This is a genomic window from Weissella hellenica, assembly GCF_005405545.1.
GTDB lineage: Bacteria > Bacillota > Bacilli > Lactobacillales > Lactobacillaceae > Weissella > Weissella hellenica.
In genome coordinates this window covers 41,538-61,795 of the sequence record NZ_BJEG01000004.1, presented here as the reverse complement: position 1 = coordinate 61,795, position 20,258 = coordinate 41,538, and the positions used below count along the sequence as shown (strand labels likewise).

General features: G+C 37.0%; 17 protein-coding genes. 3 read left to right on the top strand and 14 right to left on the bottom strand.

The window, feature by feature from the left end; genetic code table 11:
- Positions 1-194: 194 nt before the first annotated feature.
- A complete protein-coding gene (locus FFM61_RS03615) occupies positions 195-1,211 on the bottom strand; it encodes a LacI family DNA-binding transcriptional regulator (protein WP_074427287.1) in 1,017 nt (338 codons plus the stop codon).
- Positions 1,212-1,382: 171 nt separating this feature from the next.
- On the opposite strand from FFM61_RS03615, the gene adhP reads away from it, so the two are divergent.
- Entirely contained in the window at positions 1,383-2,399 is a 1,017-nt protein-coding gene (gene adhP, locus FFM61_RS03610; protein WP_074427286.1) for an alcohol dehydrogenase AdhP, read from the top strand.
- 345 nt (positions 2,400-2,744) lie between these two features.
- Positions 2,745-4,190, top strand: coding sequence for a catalase (locus FFM61_RS03605; RefSeq protein ID WP_074427285.1), 1,446 nt, complete (start codon positions 2,745-2,747; stop codon positions 4,188-4,190).
- Between the two features lie 68 nt (positions 4,191-4,258).
- On the opposite strand, the gene FFM61_RS03600 is transcribed toward FFM61_RS03605, so the two are convergent.
- The 9 genes from FFM61_RS03600 to ispE form a co-directional block, all read right to left on the bottom strand.
- Positions 4,259-5,173: a magnesium transporter CorA family protein gene (locus FFM61_RS03600; RefSeq protein WP_074427284.1), complete on the bottom strand. Its 915-nt coding sequence runs from the start codon at positions 5,171-5,173 to the stop codon at positions 4,259-4,261.
- 241 nt (positions 5,174-5,414) lie between these two features.
- Complete coding sequence (gene argH, locus FFM61_RS03595; RefSeq protein WP_074427283.1) at positions 5,415-6,800, bottom strand: argininosuccinate lyase; 1,386 nt, start codon at positions 6,798-6,800, stop codon at positions 5,415-5,417.
- 15 nt (positions 6,801-6,815) lie between these two features.
- Positions 6,816-8,039 (bottom strand): argininosuccinate synthase, encoded by a 1,224-nt coding sequence (locus tag FFM61_RS03590; RefSeq protein ID WP_074427282.1) that lies wholly within the window; start codon positions 8,037-8,039, stop codon positions 6,816-6,818.
- Positions 8,040-8,335: 296 nt separating this feature from the next.
- Positions 8,336-9,055 (bottom strand): 2,3-diphosphoglycerate-dependent phosphoglycerate mutase, encoded by a 720-nt coding sequence (gene gpmA / locus FFM61_RS03585; protein WP_074427281.1) that lies wholly within the window; start codon positions 9,053-9,055, stop codon positions 8,336-8,338.
- A gap of 77 nt (positions 9,056-9,132) precedes the next feature.
- Positions 9,133-10,146, bottom strand: a complete 1,014-nt coding sequence (locus tag FFM61_RS03580; RefSeq protein ID WP_074427280.1) for an NAD(P)/FAD-dependent oxidoreductase — start codon at positions 10,144-10,146, stop codon at positions 9,133-9,135.
- A gap of 36 nt (positions 10,147-10,182) precedes the next feature.
- Positions 10,183-11,004 carry an SseB family protein gene (locus FFM61_RS03575; protein ID WP_074427279.1) on the bottom strand — a complete coding sequence of 274 codons (822 nt, stop codon included), beginning with the start codon at positions 11,002-11,004 and terminating at the stop codon, positions 10,183-10,185.
- A 404-nt stretch (positions 11,005-11,408) separates the two neighbouring features.
- Positions 11,409-12,596, bottom strand: a complete 1,188-nt coding sequence (locus tag FFM61_RS03570; RefSeq protein WP_074427278.1) for an MFS transporter — start codon at positions 12,594-12,596, stop codon at positions 11,409-11,411.
- Between the two features lie 225 nt (positions 12,597-12,821).
- Positions 12,822-13,871 carry a BMP family lipoprotein gene (locus FFM61_RS03565; RefSeq protein WP_074427277.1) on the bottom strand — a complete coding sequence of 350 codons (1,050 nt, stop codon included), beginning with the start codon at positions 13,869-13,871 and terminating at the stop codon, positions 12,822-12,824.
- 153 nt (positions 13,872-14,024) lie between these two features.
- Entirely contained in the window at positions 14,025-14,897 is an 873-nt protein-coding gene (gene ispE, locus FFM61_RS03560) for a 4-(cytidine 5'-diphospho)-2-C-methyl-D-erythritol kinase (RefSeq protein WP_074427276.1), read from the bottom strand.
- 140 nt (positions 14,898-15,037) lie between these two features.
- On the opposite strand from ispE, the gene FFM61_RS03555 reads away from it, so the two are divergent.
- Positions 15,038-15,421 carry a YbaN family protein gene (locus tag FFM61_RS03555; protein ID WP_074427275.1) on the top strand — a complete coding sequence of 128 codons (384 nt, stop codon included), beginning with the start codon at positions 15,038-15,040 and terminating at the stop codon, positions 15,419-15,421.
- Between the two features lie 49 nt (positions 15,422-15,470).
- Here FFM61_RS03555 and FFM61_RS03550 read toward each other — a convergent pair whose 3' ends face one another.
- From FFM61_RS03550 to rplI, 4 genes are all read right to left on the bottom strand, one after another.
- On the bottom strand, positions 15,471-16,730 hold the full coding sequence (locus tag FFM61_RS03550; RefSeq protein ID WP_074427274.1) for a M20/M25/M40 family metallo-hydrolase: 1,260 nt from the start codon (positions 16,728-16,730) through the stop codon (positions 15,471-15,473).
- Positions 16,731-16,909: 179 nt separating this feature from the next.
- Positions 16,910-18,106, bottom strand: a complete 1,197-nt coding sequence (locus FFM61_RS03545) for an MDR family MFS transporter (protein ID WP_074427273.1) — start codon at positions 18,104-18,106, stop codon at positions 16,910-16,912.
- An 85-nt stretch (positions 18,107-18,191) separates the two neighbouring features.
- The gene (gene dnaB / locus FFM61_RS03540; RefSeq protein ID WP_074427272.1) at positions 18,192-19,607 is read right to left on the bottom strand and encodes a replicative DNA helicase; all 1,416 of its coding nucleotides are present in this window, start codon (positions 19,605-19,607) and stop codon (positions 18,192-18,194) included.
- Between the two features lie 184 nt (positions 19,608-19,791).
- On the bottom strand, positions 19,792-20,244 hold the full coding sequence (rplI, locus tag FFM61_RS03535; RefSeq protein ID WP_042492948.1) for a 50S ribosomal protein L9: 453 nt from the start codon (positions 20,242-20,244) through the stop codon (positions 19,792-19,794).
- Between the last annotated feature and the right edge of the window lie 14 nt (positions 20,245-20,258).

Sequence of the window (20,258 nt, the reverse complement as noted above, 5' to 3'; positions counted from 1 at the left end):
TAATACTTCCCCTAAGATTTATTAAAACAGTGTCTGTAAACAAGTAAATAGCGTCCCTTTGTTTACTTGTTTACCAATCCAATAATTAAATTGTAACCGCTTTCTTTTTAAAAATCAACTTATTTCAAATAAAAGCCTAAGACAGGTATTATCCTATCTTAGGCTTTTAAAATGATAAACAAATTCTTTTTTATTTATATACTATCTCGTATTATTAATTTTGAATTAATAGTTAATTGAATTGCAGATTCACGATCACCAACTAATTTTTCACGAGCTAAGTTAATGGCTTCTTTCCCCATTTCTTTCGTGGCTGGTCGTACCGTTGTTAAGGAAGGATACAAATATTCAGACATCTCAATCCCATCAAAACTAACAACTGCAATATCATCTGGTATTTTATAAGCCATTTCTTGGATGACACGATAAATGCCAATCGCTTGTAAATCATTACTTGCAAAAATTGCAGTGGGGCGTTTTGCTCGTTGCAAGATTTTTTTGGTCACCTGCATCGCATCTTCAGATGTCCAATTCGTAATATGAGTATCTTTGTACGCCTCTAGTTGATGCAACGTCATCCAATCTAAATAGGCTTGATGGCGTACGTCTAACAATTCACTTTTTTTAATTTTTTGCTCGCCAACTAGCTTTTTTTCACCACCTATAAAAGTGATTTGCCGATGTCCTTTAGCAAAAAGCAAATCTAATAATCGTTTTGTTTGGCGTCCAAAATCATTTTGAATGACATCATAATTATCAAAAATGCGGTTATCATCGATAATCACAACATTTTTATTATATTGATAAATTGTTGCTAACACATCATTTGACAGCATACCCACAATAATAACTGCGCCGTAAACTGCCAAATTTTGCCAGTCAACATCGTTGTTTGCTGGCAGTCTAATACTATCTGCGATTTTCATGCCCCATAGTGTCGCTTGTTCATTGATACCAGCTAATATTTCTTGAAAATAAGGATCCGTTAATTCTTCTTGTGCTGTTAAAGCCGTCACAATTGCTAAATGTAATTTATCTTGATGATTGCGGTTAGCAACATTCGCTAATTTGTAATGTAATTGATTTGCTATTTGCCAAACGCGATTGCGCGTAACATCTGAAACTGAAAAACTTGGATCTTGATTTAATATTCTGGAAACCGTTGCTTTTGAAACACCAGCTAATGTTGCAATATCTTGAATACTTGCCATTTTTATCCCCTACTGCCTTATTAATTAAGATAATAGTACCATTTTTGACTTAAATAGATACTCATTTCATATCTCTTTAAATATTGTGAATGTTTTCACTTTATCTATAATTGAGTTTTTGTTATACTTTAATTGTTTTTAACAACTAACATTATCAGGGGGATAAACATTATGAAAGCAGCAGTTGTCAGAGATACTTGCGATGGATATGTCGACATAAAAGATGTTACATTACGTGAATTAAAATATGGTGAAGCACTTATTAAAATGGAATATTGTGGCTTATGTCACACAGATTTACATGTTGCGGCCGGTGATTTTGGTAACGTACCTGGTCGCATTATTGGTCATGAAGGCGTTGGTAAAGTCATCAAATTAGATGACGGTGCCGATAATCTTGCAATTGGTGACCGCGTTTCAGTCGCCTGGTTCTATCGTGGTTGTGGTCACTGCGAATATTGTACAACTGGCCGTGAAACTTTATGCCGTAATGTTGAAAACTCAGGCTTTAATGTAAATGGTGCCATGGCTGAAGAATGTATTGTACCAGCTGATTATGCTATTAAAGTGCCTGAAGGTCTCGATCCAATTGAAGCAACCTCACTAACTTGTGCTGGCGTAACAGTCTACAAAGGATTAAAAACTGGTCATGTGCAGCCTGGTCAATGGGTAGAAATCGTTGGTGCTGGTGGCCTAGGTAATTTAGCCGTTCAATATGCACATCATGTGTTTGGCGCCCACGTTGCAGCAGTGGACATTGATGACAAAAAATTGATGACTGCCAAAGTATTAGGTGCCGATTTAACCATTAATTCAAACAAGGAAGATGCCTCAAAAATTCTACAAGACCAAGTTGGTGGTGTTCATAGTGCACTGATTACTGCCGTTAATTCTGAATCATTTACAACAGCTGTTAATGCCTTACGTCCTGATGGTACCTTAGTTGCGATCGCTCTGCCTAAGGGAGACATGGGATTAAATATCTCTAAAACTGTTTTGGATGGTATTAAAGTTGCTGGTTCATTAGTAGGTACTCGTCAAGACCTAGCCGAAGCTTTTCAATTTGGTGCTGAACATCATGTCAAGCCAATTGTTAAAACACGCTCATTATCTGAAATTAACGATATCATTGATGAAATGAAAAATAATCAAATTATTGGCCGTATGGTAATTGACTTCACCCATTAACTTATCCAATAATTTCATACTTTTGTAATGCTTTATGCTATTAAAATTGTGGGCTCAAAATTAATACATTTTTAACTAAAAAATTGGGATACCTTCTTTGGACCCAATTTTTTTATATTCATTTAACTGCTGCAACAACCCTAATCCTTTCTTTTCACCTAAAACATTAAAAGTAATCCAACCAATGATCCAAACTAGTTTTATAGCATATTTTTATATATAAAGTATATGCATTATAAAAGTGAATTAATTTGCATAATGAACAATTAACAGTATAATGACTTATATAGATTATCAAAATCTATATGCTATCTGGTAAACACAAGAGATAAATGGGGGAATAAAATGAACGATAAGTTAACAACACAAACAGGACAACCTTGGGCTAATAACCAACATAGCTTAACGGCTGGTGCACGTGGCCCTGTCTTGATGCAAGACTACCAATTACTAGAAAAACTAGCCCACTTTGATCGTGAACGGATACCCGAACGAGTAGTTCATGCTAAGGGAGCTGGTGCCAAGGGTGTCTTTAAATTGACCCACGACATGAGTCAATTTACCAAGGCAAATTTGTTCAATGGGGAGAACAAAGAAACACCACTCGCCGTCCGTTTCTCATCAGTTGCTGGTGAATCTGGTTACCCTGATACAATCCGTGACGTTCACGGATTTTCAGTTAAATTCTATACAGAAGATGGTAATTACGACATTGTTGGTAATAACACCCCTGTTTTCTTTATCAATGATCCTTTGAAGTTCCCAGACTTTATCCACTCGCAAAAGCGTGACCCTCGTACGCATCGGCGTGATGTGAATATGCAATTTGACTTTTGGGCACATTCACCCGAATCAATTCACCAAGTCACTTACCTAATGGGAGATCGTGGTAATCCAACTAGTTTGCGTACGATGAATGGTTACGGTAGCCACACTTACAAGTGGGTCAACGCTGCTGGTGAACAATTCTGGGTCAAGTACCACTTTATCAGTGACCAAGGTGTGTCAAACATGTCTAATGAACTAGCTGCTAAATTAGCTAGTGAAGACACTGATTACCTACAGAATGAAATGTTTAACGCCATTGAAGAGGGTGATTATCCTTCATGGACCCTTTCAGTGCAAATTATTCCTTATCAAGAAGGTCTTGATTATAAGTATGATATTTTTGATGTAACAAAGACGGTATCCCATAAAGACTATCCACTCCATGAGGTTGGTGTCATGACTTTGAATGCAAATCCTGACAACTATTTTGAAGACGTTGAAGAAATTGCTTTCTCACCCGCTAACTTAGTACCAGGTATCGAACTTTCAATGGATAAGTTGCTACAAGGTCGTTTGTTCTCATACAAGGACGCACAACGTTATCGTTTGGGCGCTAACTATGAACAATTGAAGGCTAACCGTCCACGCAATGAAGTTCATAACTATGCTCGCGATGGCTTTATGGCACAAGGTCAAGATGGCAGTGTTAATTATGAGCCTAATAGCCAAAATGGTCCCGTTGAAGATCCACATGCGTCAATTACTAGCGACATGTTCCAAGGGATGACTGGTGCATACGAACCATACGATACGGATTACTATTCTGCTGCTGGTCGTTTGTACAGCTTAATGCCTGAAGACGAAAAGCAACGTTTAGTAGAAACATTTAAGAGCAATCTTGGTACCATTGACAGTCTTGAAAACAAGCAACTAATGGTGCAACAAATGGCTCGTGCTGATATGGATTACGGTAAGCGGGTTGCTGATGCAATTGGCGTTAATATCGATGATATTGAAATCTAATTAATCCTTAAAAAAAATGTCCCATAATTGTTAGGTGTATAAGCCAACAATTATGGGCATTTTTACGTTCATTTTCTTTTCTTAACTAAATACACAATACTAATAATTAAAATAGCTGTCATCATTATTGTCCCCAGCCAAGCGAAGTTTCCTTTTGCCAATGGCAGATGCATATTCATTCCGTAGAAGCCCGAAATAATTGGTGGTACTGCTAAAATTAATGACCAAATTGTTAAGAAGCGCATTGTATCGTTTAAAGTATTATTCAATAAATTATTATATGTGTTTGATAAGCGGTCCACTAACTCAGCTGTATCCTGCGTCATTTGCTGACTTTGTTTCGTTTCAACCTCGACATCTGCAATCAAATTTCGTTCTTTATCAGTTAGAACAAGCTCATCTGTCGCATCATTGCCATTTATTTTTATCTGTTGAATCGCCATTACATTATTGTCGATTGCGGTCGTTAAATGAACAAGCTGATTACTCAATGAAGACAATCTCTTAATTTGTCGGTTACTTGGATTATTATGAAACTTTGTCAACGCCTCACGTAGTATATTAATCTCATCAATTTGATCCATATAGTGATCATTTAATCGCCATAACAGTTGCAATAAAATCCTCAGCATACTTGTTAATGGCGTCCCCTGCTGCTCAAACAATGCTTGTAATGCCTGAGTAACCAAACTAGCATTTTTAGGATGAATTGAAATCAAAGTATCTTCTGTCACAATAAAGCTAACGGGTATCACTTGATACTCGGTCATTGATTCATGTTTAACAATCACTTGCCAAATTAGCATTGCTGTTTTAGTCTGATCATTATATTCAAATCGTGAACGCTCTCTTGCATCCTGCACATAAGACTGAAATTTACTTGTTAGGTGAAATTTTGCTTTTAATTGCTGTATATCTTCATCTTTCGGATCAATCACACTAATCCAGTGCTGACCATTTAAAACAACTTTTTCTTGATACATAAGCATTTCCCTTTCGTAACAACCTTGTACCTTATTATACCAATGGTTTTTATAAACGAAATGTTTTTAGTAACCTAAAATTAAAAGCAACGTATTATAAAAACAACCATTATACTAAGCTCAAAATTAAAATTTACTATCAAATATTACTACAACGATAAATGGATTAAAAAATAAAAACACATGCGTTAGATTTGTCTCGCTGGACAACATTATCTAACGCATGTGTTTTTTACTAGTGTTATTTTTCAATCAACGTTTCTTTGGCCTTATTAATTTGATACTTTACCTGATCAAACCCAGTGGACCCTAAAGAAATCCGACGCGCTACTGCGTTTTCTGGGTCAAGGATAGCATAGACATCGGCCGTTATCAGTGGTTCAAATTCTTGCAACTGTGTCAATGACATTTCTTGCAGCGGGGCACAATTCGCAATACCGTAATGAACTAATTTACCCACGACCTGATGCGCTTGTCGAAATGGTAATCCCTTATCAGCCAAGTAATCTGCGAGCTCAGTTGCATTTGAAAAATCATCTGTCAATGAGTCCTGTAGTTTATCTGCTTTAACTTGAAGTGTCGCTAACATGTCAGTAAACAGTGAAACACACGCTTTCAAGGTATCAATTGTGTCAAAAACACCCTCTTTATCTTCTTGCAAATCTTTATCGTAAGCCAGCGGCAACCCTTTTAGTGTGGTTAGTAACGAAAATAACGAACCATAAACGCGACCAGTTTTTCCTCGAATCAATTCGGCAACATCTGGATTCTTCTTTTGTGGCATGATCGAACTACCCGTAGCAAATTCATCACTGATTTCAATATAACCAAATTCATAAGAATTCCATTGAATAATTTCTTCACAGAAACGACTTAAATGCATCATTAAAGTCGCTGAAGCATGTAAAAAATCCAATAGATAATCACGATCGGATACTGCATCAATTGAATTTTGATAATTTTTTGCAAAATGTAACATTTGTGCACTGTACTCACGGTCAATCGGAAATGTTGTTCCCGCTAAGGCAGCAGCCCCTAATGGGGATTGATTTGCACTATTATAGGCTGTTTGAAATCTTTCACGATCACGTGAAAACATTTCATAATAAGCCATCAAATAATGGGCATATGAAATGGGCTGTGCGTGTTGTAAATGAGTATACCCTGCCATCAACGTCTTGATGTTCATGTCAGCTTTTGTGACCACAACTTCCAGTAGCTCGTCTAATAATGACATGATCGTCACGATTTCATCCTTCATAAAAAGATGCATGTCGGTAGCCGTTTGGTCATTTCGACTTCTAGCTGTATGCAATTTACCAGCTACATCCCCAATTTCTTGCTGCAAGAGATGTTCAATATTCATATGAATATCTTCAAACGTATCCGAAAAACCTAATTCACCTGCCATCAATTTTTGTTGTAATTTTTCGAGTCCTGCAACAATTTGCGTTCCTTCTAATTTTGAAAGTATCTTAGTGTGGGTCAACATCTTCGCGTGAGCTATCGAACCGATCAAATCATGTTTTGCTAATCGTTGGTCGAACGCAATCGATGCATTAAATGCCACAACATCTGATCGATTGCCCTTTTCAAAGCGACCACCCCACATTTGATTTGTTGCCATTAATTTGCCTACTTTCTACTTTAAAACTAATTGTTCAGCTGCTGTTAATTTTTGCTGCACTTGGGCATGAACAACTGAAGGTAAACTATACAGTTTAATAAAGCCCGCAGCTGATTCCTGATCAAAGGCATCTGCTGAAGTATACGTAGCCAAATCCAGGCTATATAGAGAGTTGTCTGATTGGCGACCTTCACAAATCACATTGCCTTTAAACATTTTGACACGAACAACACCGTTCACTTCTTTTTGACTTTCACGAATAAATGCCTTTAATGAATCAAATAATGGTGTATACCGTAAAGCATTATAAATGGTCTCAGCAATTTGTTTCTCAATAATTGGCTTAAAATGTGCCAAATCTTTTGTCGTTGTTAAATCTTCCAAATCTTTATGCGCTTTTAGCAAAACTTCGGCACCAGGTGCTTCATAAATTTCACGTGACTTGATACCAATCAAACGATTTTCTACATGATCGATACGCCCAATTCCATGCTTACCAGCCACTTGATTAAGTTCTTTAATGAGCTCAGCCAATTCATATGTTTGACCATTAAGCGCCACTGGGATTCCCTGATCAAAGGTGATTTCTACATAGTCTGGTGTGTCTGGCGTATTTTCTAGTGCATTTGTCCGCTCATAAGCATCCTCGGGTGCTGTTGCCCATGGATCCTCCAATAAACCACATTCATTGGCACGACCCCAAAGATTTTCATCGATGGAATAAGGACTTTCTTTTGTAATTGGAACAGGGATGCCATTCTCTTTTGCATACGCAATTTCCATTTCACGTGACATATGTTGATCACGGATAGGATCTTCAATCTTCATTTCTGGCGCTAATGCATGAATTTCTGTTTCAAAACGTACCTGATCATTACCTTTACCCGTGCAACCATGAGCAATTGCTGTTGCCCCATACTTGTTAGCAACTTCAACAAGTTTCTTTGCAATCAATGGTCGTGATAACGCTGAAATCAAAGGATACTCACCTTCATAATAAGCATGCGCTTGTAGCGCAACTAATACATATTCCTCTGCAAATTCCTGTTGCGCATCAATAACAACAGATTCACTAGCCCCAACTTGCTTCCCCTTCTCCTGAATCTTAACCAAATCCTTCTCTTCCCCAACATCAATACAACATGCAATCACGTCATACCCCGCATTTTTTAACCAGGCAATTTCAACTGAGGTATCTAATCCACCAGAATATGCTAAAACCACTTTCTTTTTGCTCATAATTGTTTCCCCTCTTTGACCGTTTTTTAAATAATAGAATAAATATACATAAAATGCAACGTTTTTTGCTTTTTATACATTATTTTCGTTAATATTCATTTTATATTGCATATTTAAACCATTAGTTCACCATTTAGTAAATTAATAGCAATGCCCTTTGCTTAAAAAATTAAAAACTAATCTCAGAATACTAATCGAATATTTAATGATTCACGCATCACGAATGTCCACCACCATAGCACAAAAAAAAAGACTACCAACATCACTGTCAGTAGTCTCATCAATTTGTATTCTAATTAAGCTTCAGGCGTCAAAATGTCTTTTGAAACAACATTCAAGTTTTCATCTAGGTCGTAAACCCAAGGTTGACCGTTAGCGATTTCAACACCCATGATATCTTCATCAGAGATTTGCTCAATGTGCTTTACTAGGGCACGCAATGAGTTTCCGTGAGCACCGATAACAACGTTCTTACCGTCCTTCAATGCCTTTGAAATGTCTGAATCCCAGAATGGCAATACACGTTCCAAAGTAACCTTCAAGTTTTCACCCTTTGGTAATTCACCAGCAGGTACATCTTGGTAACGACGATCCATTGCAGGATATGACTTGCCGTCAATAGTCATTGTTTCACTTTGTTCCTCTAGTAGTGGAGGCAAAACGTCATATGAACGACGCCATTGGTGAACTTGTTCATCACCCCACTTAGTTGCAGCATCGGCCTTATTCAAACCTTGCAAAGCACCATAGTGACGTTCGTTCAAGCGCCATGACTTAACTTCAGGTACCCACAATTGATCAGCTTCTTCCAAAGCCAAGTGCAATGTTGTGATAGCACGTGTCAAAACTGACGTATAAGCTTGATCAAATTGAATGCCTTTTTCAGCCAACAATTGTCCAGCTTCCTTTGCTTGCGCGATACCTTTATCGCTCAACTTTGTATCAACCCATCCATTAAATAAGTTTAATGCGTTCCATTCACTTTGACCGTGACGAATTAAAACTAACTTTGCCATTGGTACACCTCTTTTTTTATTTTTCTTCGTTACTATTGTAACAAATTTCACGAAGTTTTAGTAGTTACTGATGTTAATTAGTGTTTAACTGTACCATCTTCCACCGTTAATGCAGTTGAATGTGCTGGTCCCTTAACATCAGATAAAATATGTGTCATGAGATCATTAATTGCCGTTGGCGCTTCACCAAACCCGGTTGCAATAACATCATACTTACCAGCGTACACAGCAACATCCCCGATTGCATAAACATTTGGTACTGTCGTTGCCATATTTTGGGTAACGACAATTTTATTTTGTGCATCATGTTCTGGTTGAATTGACCAACCAGCCATAATTTTATTTTCTGTTTGAAACCCATAACTAATGACTATTTCATCAACAATAACGTCCTTGGTCTCTTCTGATCGCGCCAATTGTAGCGTTACTAATAACGCACCTGTTGTATCTCTGGTAATTTGCTTAATTGTATAGGGCGTTTCTAACGTCACTGATGAATTTGATAACTTCGTTAAACTATGTTCAAGTGCACGAAACTTGTCACGGCGATGTGTTAATTTAACGTTTTTGGCGGTTGTTTCTAATTTTAATGCCATTTCGACTGCTGAGTCACCACCACCAGCTACTAACACACGTTTTCCCGCAAAAATATTTAGATCATGAATCGAATAATGAATATTTTGGTTAACATTATCACCCAAAATTTCAGCCGCAATTCGGCGTGGCTCAAAAGCACCAGCACCAGTAGCTAATAAAACACCTTTTGTATGAAAACTATCTTGTTGATCGGTTTTAATTTGGAAACCATCGCCACTTGAAATGATATCTGTCACAGTTGTACCAAGTAACACTTTTTGTTCAAATTGTTCTAGTTGCTTTGTTAAATCAGCCACGATGTCTTTTCCCAAAACATTCACATAGCCTGGAATATCTAAAATGGTTTTTTTAGGATAAAAATTCGTAACTTGACCACCCAAATCAGCTAAACTTTCAACAATGACAACTTTTAATTCACGTAAACCTGCGTAAAAGCCTGCAAACATTCCAACTGGACCAGCTCCAACAATTGTTAAATCAACGTCTTCATTCATTACTTCACACTTTCTAAACATCCTTATTTATAACATTTAATCTAACGTACGATTATATAGACTATCAAATTCAGACAGATCAACTTGGAAATCATCCGCAAAGACAATATCTACAGCACTACCTTCTTCACCTGACTTTTCTTCAAATGTCGTGGCAATTTTTTGATATAAGGCCTGCACGTCTTCACGATCAGGCCCGCTCACGACTAACAAATAATTTGATGTTTGTGCATCATTGTTTGTTAGCCACAATAGATACATACTCTCGATTGCACCCATTGCATCATCTGCAATACCAATTAACTCATAACGTAATGGCGTTGGAATAATCTCTTCAGCAGATGAAATTTCCATATCACTATCGCCAGCATTCTCAGCAGCATTATCTTCTTCTTGGACAGATTCTGCAACTTGCTGTGCAATATACATAATATTATCTCTGGTAATTGGCATACCATTAGTAAATGGATTAACCGCTAAACCTTCAATACTTTGAGTGTCATCATTCTGCAAAATAGGTAGATAATCTGACAACGACATTCCCCAAGGATAAACAGGCAAATCTGCTTCAATCGTGTGTGCATTATAGGCATCCAAATCAGTGAAAACTGGAAAGACTCCATTACCATTTTCTAATTCAAATGTTACCAACTGCATCTGCGCATTTTCTGGAATTTCAATACCATCCCCATCCTCTTTAATAATAGGTGGCTCTGAAAAATTCACGGGTGCAATAAAAACAGCATCAATCAATGCTTGAATAAAATTATGTTCCGTAACCTCATTTTGTTCTTCACGAAAAACTGCTATTGCATCTAGTAGCTTATCATTGCGTAATTCTTCATCTTGGTTATCCATGCGCACTTATTCTCCTTACTTCTCTCATCTCTTTTTAACAAGTATAACGGATATCATTATCTTTGTCAGGCATCGCTATTTTATATCAAGACTAAAAAAGGTTGGTAAATTTACCAACCTTTTTTAGATTATGATAAGTTAAAGCGTAATTACCCCAATATTTGTAAGCATCTTTTTAACTACTATCACATATCCCTATATGTATTTTATATCGCTTGCGTTTCCCCTCAAGCATTATATTTATAATATCCCAAAAAATGGATATTGTAAACAAATAATTCGTCTTTAAAGCCCTAACACTCTGAATAAAAATAAAAATCCTGCGCAGCGTTCGTTAATAACGAACATTACGCAGGAAATATCTGTTTTTTAATATGTAACCGAATTTTTAATTACTAAATTTACTAATTATGCTGCTTTTTAGGAAGCCCTTTATAAAACAAACGATACAGCACCGCGCATATAATTGGTAACACTGCCACCATGGTATACATTTGCTTAAAATCAACAAATCGGCGCAAAGCACCCAATAAGTAAGGTCCAACACCAATGCCTAAGTCTAATCCCACAAAATAAGTCGATAATGCAACCCCGATACGACTAATATCTTTTTCTAAATGTAAAGCAACTGCTTGCCCATTTGACATAAAGGTACCATATCCTAATCCAATCAAAGCTCCTGATAATAATAATGACCATGATGACGTTGTCATACTTAATACTAACAATCCGATTGCTAAGAAAATATAGCTTGGATACATCACCGAATTCTCACCATATTGATCAAAAATTCGCCCTGCTATTGGTCGTGTAATTGTGATAACTAGTGCATAAACAACGAAAAATAACGAACTAATTGATACAAGATTAATTGTGACAACATACGACGCTAAAAACGACAAAACACTTGAATATGCCAGCCCCATCAGAAATGCAATCCCGGCAATAAACATAACTTTCGTATCAATAAAGGTACTTATTTGCCAACTATTAGCACTAAGGCGCTGTTCAGTCGTTAAGTGCATATTGTTAACCTTGATTGTAAAACAACCAATTGTTGTAACGATTAACATAACACTAGCCATGATAACAATAAAATTAATACTCGTTGTGTGTAATAATAACATTCCTAAAAATGGACCAATTGCTGCGGCTAAACTCGTACTTAATCCATAATAATTAATCCCTTCCCCACGTCGTTCAAGAGGAATATACGCTGTAACGATTGCATTAGTTGCCGTAGACACCATACCATAAAAGAAACCATTTAATAAACGGATGACGTATAACACAATCAGTGATGGCATATATAAATACATAATTGTTGTTACTAAATATAATACAATACCGATTCTTAATACCTGTTTACGCCCCATAACCTCAAGCTTTTTACCAATATAAAGACGGGCAATTAACGTACCAATAACATAGATACCTGATGCTAAACCTGCCTGACTCAGTGTTGCACCTAATTTATCTTGGGCGACCACTGCAATAATAACCATCAATAAATAATAAACAAAATAAACCAAAAAATTTATCAATGTGACACTGATAAACCCTTTATTAAACAACTTCTCTGTATTTACCACAAACCTTCTCCATTAAACCTATTTATTTAAACCTATACTGTTGCATTACCGATAATAACGCAACGAATATAATTCTCATTATTATTCACTAATAATGTAAAGTCAAATTTGTAACCGCTTACCCCTGTTATTAGTACCAAGTTTTTTGGTTTACCCTATTTATCGGAAATAAAAAAAACAAGCATCGGATAAACGATACTTGTTTGTAATTATTATTTACTTATTTTACTGAACTTTAACATCACCATCGATAATCTTCTTCTGAGCATCTTGTACAGCTGCCCATGTGTCCTTAGACATATGACCACGTGTCAAAGCAACACCCTTATCATCTAATCCATACACAAGGTGCTTACCACCAGGGAAGTTTCCCTTAGCAGTCTTTTCAGTCACATCACTCACAGCCTTACCAACCCTTTTAACAGAAGATGTTAGTGTAAAGTTAGATTTACCGTCCTTCGCTGTATAGGCACCGTCAGAATTTTGATCACGGTCAACACCAATTACCCAAACTTTATCAGCTGCATTTTGAGCTTTGTTTAGATCCTTAGCTTCTGTAAATACACCGGCTCCAGAACCACCAGCGGCCGTAAAGACCACATCAGTACCGCTTTGATACATCGTTGAGGCAATGGTCTTACCCTTACCAGCATCAGTAAAGCTACCAACATACTGTGCATCAACCTCAATATCAGGGTTAACTGACTTAGCGCCAGCAGTAAAGCCCTTTTCAAACGATTGCACAACCGCTGACTTCATACCACCGACAAACCCAACTTTGTCTGTTTTGGTTGTCTTAGCAGCCGCAACACCAGCCAAGTATGATGATTGCTCAGACTTAAACGTTACCGAAACCGTATTCTTACGTGCTTTAGCAATATCATCAATAATCATATAGTTAGTATTTGGATTTTTCTTTGATTGTTCGTTAATTGTTGAAACCAATTGGAAACCAATACCATAAATGTTCTTAAAACCATCAGAACGTGCTTGATCTATATTAGTGGTAAAATCTGCACTGGTCTTTGAAGGATAGTAAGCATAGCCACCCTTTCCTTCTTTAACACCATTATCCTTTGCCCAAGCTTTCATACCTTCCCAAGCTGATTGATTGAATGACTTATCATCAATTCCACCACCATCAGTTATCAAGGCAACTGAGGTTTTATCATCCTTAGTATCACCTGACTTGTTTCCAGACCAAGCGGCATATGCACCCCCTGCAATAATTACAACTGCGGCACCTGCCACCCACATCTTTGCGTTTGAAGCCATTTTTTACTCCTTTTTATCAAAAAACCAATTATATTGTTCGATAATTACGAACTACTCATTAAATATAATGTATAATGTTCCAAAATTAAAGTATTTTCCTGAAAAAAAGCACAAAAAAAACGTTACAGTGTCAAAACACGAACGTTTCGTTAATTATCTACATTTTTCAGAATTAACCAGGCGTACCAAATAAGATTCTGGCACAAAACCACTCACAGCATTGTAAATACGTTTGGCACGTGATGCCTTTTCAGTAACTGCAAATACCGTTGGCCCAGTTCCTGACATCTGTGCTGCTTCAGCACCAAACTCATACATTTTTTGTTTAAGTTTCAATATTTCTGGATATTTACCACCGGTTATGGATTCTAATACATTAAACATTTGTCGATAAGCCGTTTGAAAATCTGCTTGATTGACAGCTGTCATCAAAGCCGCCATATTACCATGTTGCATGGTATTATAGTTAACCATTTTTAATATTTTAGGGGTTGAAACACTAATACCTGGTTTAGCAACAATTACCCATAGTGGTGGTAACGCTTGCTTTAACGGTTCCACTATTTCTCCACGCCCCCGAACACGTGCTGGCCGTGAATAAACACAAAAAGGAACATCGGCATCGATTTTCAAACCAATCACAGCTAATTTTTCTTCCGTATAATTTAATTGCCAAATACGATTTAGCCCCCGAAGGACGGCTGCAGCATCTGAAGAGCCACCGCCTAACCCGGCTGCTACTGGCACTCGTTTCATGATATGAATTTCAATACCATCAGTCTTACCAGCAATTTCTCGCATTAAACGGGCAGCCTGGTAAGCTAAATTCTTTTCATTGAGTGGCAGGACACCACTTGTCGACTCAACCACAATTTCTTGATGGTCAGTAGTCGTACGAATGGTCACTGTATCAGCTAGATCGATAGCTACCATTAACATATCCCATTCTTGTTCGCCATTAGCATGGAGAAATGGGGTATCAAGGCTAATATTTAACTTAGCGTACGCTTGCTCTAATACTTCCATCGCGGCTTAATCCTTTCATAACATTATGTTAATTATAGCAAGTTGAACGAAATTGTTAAATAACCACCCGAAAGATTTCAACTTTGCCTAACATCATTTTATTGCTATACTTACATTTATATATTTATTAAGGAGTTGCTATGCGTTTTATTTACATTATTCTAGGTCTAATTACTTTTGGTATCGGTACTGTTTTTATTTGGGTGCCGGGTATTCCGACAACTCCTTTTTATCTACTAACCGCTTACTTTTGGAGTCGCTCTTCAAAACGTTTACAGAATTGGTTAGAGCATAATAAGTATTACCAACGGTATATCCATGATGGTATTTATAAACGTCAATTGACGCAGCAAAATCGCATTGTTATTTATATTGTGACAGCTGCTTTCATGTGTATACCATTCTTTATGTCAGGTAAGCTTTGGTTACAAATAACTTTAATTCTCGCATCACTATCCCAAATTTTAGCAATGGAAGGCTTCTATCGTGGTTGGTGGCTCACAAAGTGGTTTGTCGAAAAATAAGGTATCGAAAACAATTGGTTAGTCTACGCACTACCAATTGTTTTTTACTTTACTTTAAATATTGTTTTGCGACCTCACGATAAATATCAACCATCGCAAAATAAGCCTGTTGTGACACATATTCATTGGCTTTATGCGCCGTTGTATTTCCTGGTCCAATTATAGCTAGTTGGACATTTGGATTTGCATGAACAAATGCAGCAGCATCTGTGCCTAATGAAACGGCTATTGTTGGTGCAACCATGGGTTCAATTAAATAATTAGGGATGATGTCCTGCACAATTTTAATCAATTGACTATCTCGTGGTGTCACAACCGCATCATCATATGCATTAACGTGTAATGATAAATTCATTGTCTCATCACCTTGATTAAGATTAGCAATTAATGCTTGTAACCGTTCAATCAACGTTTGGGCTGGTAATTCTGGAATAGTACGTGTTAATTCAGTTAATGTTGCCAAATCAGAAACTGAATTTTGTTGAGCACCTCCCTGTATAATATTAGCGCCACGCATCGTTTTAGCTAAGATGGGACTCTCTTCAGGTAAAGTATCATAAAGCGTTTGTTCTGCTTGATAGTATTGCACCAAATGATTAATCGCATCCACCCCTAATTTAGGCATGGAACTATGGGCTGCTTTACCCGTTGCTGTAACATCATAGGCCAAAAAACCTTTATGAGCAAAAAAGATAAAATGCTGTTCCGCCGCCTTCGAAGTGACCGCCGCCTGCTGTAATTTTTTCAAGGTTGACGGGTCAATAACGGCACCACCACTAGTGAAATACTCTGAAATTTCATTCAAAGCAACACCTGTAGGTTCCCCAATGATAACCGCATCAATATCTGTCAAATACCCTTCTGCTGCTAATTTATCAGCACCTAATTCATTTTTTTCTTCATCAGCTGTTGCAATAAAACGTAACGTACCATGCAGTGGCTCATGACGATCGTGTAATTCCATAAAAGCAATCACAAAGGCGGCTAATCCGCCCTTCATGTCTGTAACACCACGACCAAATAATTTATCATTTTGTATATTTAACGTAAACGGGTCGGTATCCCAAGTATTGAAATCACCTTCGTGTACCGTATCTAGATGGCCAGCAAAAGCTAATACCGGACCTTTGCCATCACCAATTTCAGCAATTAAATTGGCTCTATTTGGCGCAACATCTACCAATTTACTATCAATACCATGTTGTGCAAAATAGTCTTGTAAATACACAGCAATCTTTTTTTCATGATCAGCAACCGTATTAATAGCTACCAAATCGCTTAATAAAGCTATTTTATCTTGATCTGTCATCTTATACTCCTCGTAGTATTCTAAAATAATCTTAATCTATTCTTTCATAATACGCAAAAAAGTGTATAACAAAAGATGACTTGAAACCAATTGTCACACGTTACATTCTGACGACTTTTTTGCACATAATAAAAGCGTCAATCTAAAAACCATTAGATCAACGCTCACTATTGCATTATTTAATTTTCTTCATAACGTATAGTATGACGATATCCCGTAAGGATACTAAATAACAAGCCAAAGAATGCAACAAATGTTAAGGCTGCTGCTGCATAAAATAAAGTGCCATAACCTTGTTGCTGAATGATTAACCCCCCTGCTAACGGTCCCACAGCGCGACCAACGGATGGGGCTGCTGCTGACAACCCTTGGTAGCGTCCTTTTAATGATACTGGGGTTAATTCATTAACTAGTGCTGGAATCATTGGAAAAGCTGTTGCCTCGCCGATTGTCGTAATAATCATTGCGACGGCAAAGCCAAAAAAATGATGACTAAATGGCAAAATCAAAAATGATAAGCCAAACATGATAATGCCTAAGAAAATCTGAATAAACATTGAACGATGGTTACTTGATAAGTTCAAAGCATTCATTCCTAACTGAATAACAGCAATTAAAATACCATTAATCGTCCACAACATCGAATACTGCCATAATGGTAGTTTTAAGACACTGTTCATATAAACTGACAAGTTTCCCTGCCATTGCGCATATGAAATCCATAGTACAACCAATCCTAAGACACTCGCATAAACCAACGCCATATTCCATTTAGGTAATTTAATTTTAGTAATTGCTTGACTAGTTGATCGATTTTTTAGTGTGAAATTAAATTTGGCATGTACAATGACAAATAAAACAAGATATAAAATTAGCGCCAGAATAAATAACCACGTAATACCCAAAGGATAAATTGGACCAACTAATGCCGTTGAAAAAACCATGCCAAAGTTACTTGTAAAGTACAACATATTAAACACAAAACGGCCATCATGAGAACGTACTTGCGTCCCATATGAATTAACAGCCGCCGTAATCCAACCGCCAAAAAAGCCGACTAATGTTAAAATAATGGCGTAAACTGGCCAACCATGCCAAAAAATAAAGGTAATTTGGAGAATGATCATTGCAATCACACCAAACTGAATCAACACATATGGTTTAAACCGATCAAATAAACGACCACTAATTAACGAACCAATTGCTTGCCCTACAGCATTGGCCATCATAACCCACCCAATCGTTACTAATGTTTGATATAGCTCATTATACAAATAAACAGATGTTAGTGGCCAAATAAAGCCAAACGCAAAACTGTTAATAAAACTTGCTATTAATAGCCAACGTAATGACATGCCCTTGTTAACCTGCTGCATCATAACCCTCTTTTCTTTTCATCCACATAAAATAGAGCGAGGTCAATGATAAATATCATCAACCCCGTCTCTTTATTATGCCTGTTTAATTAAAATTACCCGATTCTTCATTATGATAATCAATATTTGAAAACTTATTATAAGATTTTACAAATAGTAATCGTGCTGTTCCACGTGCCCCTGAACGATTTTTTTCCAAGATAACTTCGATTTCACCAATATCTTGTTGTTCTTCATCACGTGGGTCATTTTGATTGTCATCATCTTCATTTGACTTCTCATAATAATCATCACGATATAAAAACGCCACAATGTCCGCATCCTGCTCAATAGATCCAGATTCACGAATATCTGATAACATTGGTCGTTTATCTTGTCGTTGTTCCACACTACGTGATAACTGTGATAAGGCAATAATTGGCACATTCATTTCCATTGCCATCATTTTAATTGCACGTGAAATGGCTGAAACTTCTTGCTGACGTCCTTCACTACGTGTTCCTTCAATCAACTGCAAATAATCAATAATGACTAAGCCTAATTGTCCCTCACGTTTATACAAACGACGTAATTTTGAACGAATATCTGTTACGCGAATACCAGGAGTATCGTCAATATAGATATTCGTTCGTGCCAATGAATCCGTTGCAACAACTAATGAATCCCATTCTTCTGATTCTAATTGACCAGTACGCATGTGTTGCGAATTAATATTACCTTCCGCTGCTAACATACGATTGACAAGGGATGTATCCGGCATTTCTAATGAAAAAATAACCACTGGTAATTTCGGATCAGCTACTGCGACTTTTTGTGCAATATTTAAAACAAAAGCTGTTTTTCCAACTGCAGGTCGTGCAGCAATAATAATCATTTCACCGTCATGAAAACCTGTTGTTAAATTATCTAACGCCGGGAAACCTGATGCTAAGCCAGTAACAGTATCCTCAGTACGAGAATTTTCTTCAATTTCTTCAAAGGATTTATTAACAACATCGGCAATGTTTTTAAAGTCGGCACTTTTTTCACCGCTATTAATTAAGTCTAATTTTGTCGATAAATCAGCGACAGCGTCATCAACAGAATCACTACCTTCATAAGTTTGTGTCAAACTATTTTGCAAGGTGTCAATCATATTACGACGTACAGAACGTTCCCGCACAATCCGCGCATAATACATTGCATTACCAGCAACTGGCACACTTGACGCTAATTCTGTTAGGTAGGCCATGCCACCCACATTTTCAACTTGATTATCTTTATCTAACTCATCTGTAATCGTTAGAATATCAATTGCTCTTTGTGTCTCATCTAAAGCCAAGATGGCCGTATAAATTAATCGATGAGCTGTACGATAAAAATCATCTGGTGCTAAAACTGTCATAATATCAGCCAACAAATCCTGTGGATCGGTTGCCAATAAAATTGATCCTAAAACCGCTTGCTCAGCTTCAACATCTTGCGGTACCTGTAATGGCACACCATCATTTTGATCAGCCATGTGAACACAACCTCCTTTCCATTGTAGATAAGTCTCAAACCTCGTTGTTATTAAACCACAACGAGATTTGGGTTAACGCTAAATTACATTGTACCAAATTAATAATCAGAATGGGAAAAATAAAATAGGCCGATCCTAGGTTAATGAAACCATGGACCAACCCTATTATCATAAATTTGATTAATTATAGCTCATCAGTGTGAATGCGAATAGTTGCTTCAACATCATGATGTAACTTAACTTTTACATTACGGTAACCCAATGCACGAATAGGTTCCTTCATATCCATTTTACGCTTATCAATTTTAATACCAAATTGATCGAGCAAACCAGCAACAACTTGCTTTGATGAGATAGCACCAAATAAACGACCATCTTTACCAGCTTTGGCCTTTAATTCAATAACTGTTTTATCATCTTCTAATTGCTCTTTCAATGCAACGGCGGCTGCTTTTTCTTCAGCCGCTTCACGATCAGCTGCTTTTTTTTGTCCGCGTAATGCTGAAACATTGGCATTTGATGCTGGTTTAGCCTTATTATTTTTGATTAAAAAATTATTTGCGTAACCATCAGGCACATTTTTAACTTCGCCTTTTTTACCGCGACCTTTAACATCTTCTAAGAAAATAACTTTCATTAATTTATACCTTC

Coding starts and splice junctions, on each gene's coding strand:
- FFM61_RS03545 (WP_074427273.1), bottom strand. CDS start 18,106: ATGCAGCAGGTTAACAAGGGCATGTCATTACGTTGGCTATTAATAGCA.
- FFM61_RS03565 (WP_074427277.1), bottom strand. CDS start 13,871: ATGGCTTCAAACGCAAAGATGTGGGTGGCAGGTGCCGCAGTTGTAATT.
- rplI (WP_042492948.1), bottom strand. CDS start 20,244: ATGAAAGTTATTTTCTTAGAAGATGTTAAAGGTCGCGGTAAAAAAGGC.
- FFM61_RS03615 (WP_074427287.1), bottom strand. CDS start 1,211: ATGGCAAGTATTCAAGATATTGCAACATTAGCTGGTGTTTCAAAAGCA.
- ispE (WP_074427276.1), bottom strand. CDS start 14,897: ATGGAAGTATTAGAGCAAGCGTACGCTAAGTTAAATATTAGCCTTGAT.
- FFM61_RS03580 (WP_074427280.1), bottom strand. CDS start 10,146: ATGAATGAAGACGTTGATTTAACAATTGTTGGAGCTGGTCCAGTTGGA.
- FFM61_RS03605 (WP_074427285.1), top strand. CDS start 2,745: ATGAACGATAAGTTAACAACACAAACAGGACAACCTTGGGCTAATAAC.
- FFM61_RS03600 (WP_074427284.1), bottom strand. CDS start 5,173: ATGTATCAAGAAAAAGTTGTTTTAAATGGTCAGCACTGGATTAGTGTG.
- FFM61_RS03550 (WP_074427274.1), bottom strand. CDS start 16,730: ATGACAGATCAAGATAAAATAGCTTTATTAAGCGATTTGGTAGCTATT.
- FFM61_RS03555 (WP_074427275.1), top strand. CDS start 15,038: ATGCGTTTTATTTACATTATTCTAGGTCTAATTACTTTTGGTATCGGT.
- adhP (WP_074427286.1), top strand. CDS start 1,383: ATGAAAGCAGCAGTTGTCAGAGATACTTGCGATGGATATGTCGACATA.
- dnaB (WP_074427272.1), bottom strand. CDS start 19,607: ATGGCTGATCAAAATGATGGTGTGCCATTACAGGTACCGCAAGATGTT.
- FFM61_RS03590 (WP_074427282.1), bottom strand. CDS start 8,039: ATGAGCAAAAAGAAAGTGGTTTTAGCATATTCTGGTGGATTAGATACC.
- FFM61_RS03575 (WP_074427279.1), bottom strand. CDS start 11,004: ATGGATAACCAAGATGAAGAATTACGCAATGATAAGCTACTAGATGCA.
- argH (WP_074427283.1), bottom strand. CDS start 6,800: ATGGCAACAAATCAAATGTGGGGTGGTCGCTTTGAAAAGGGCAATCGA.
- gpmA (WP_074427281.1), bottom strand. CDS start 9,055: ATGGCAAAGTTAGTTTTAATTCGTCACGGTCAAAGTGAATGGAACGCA.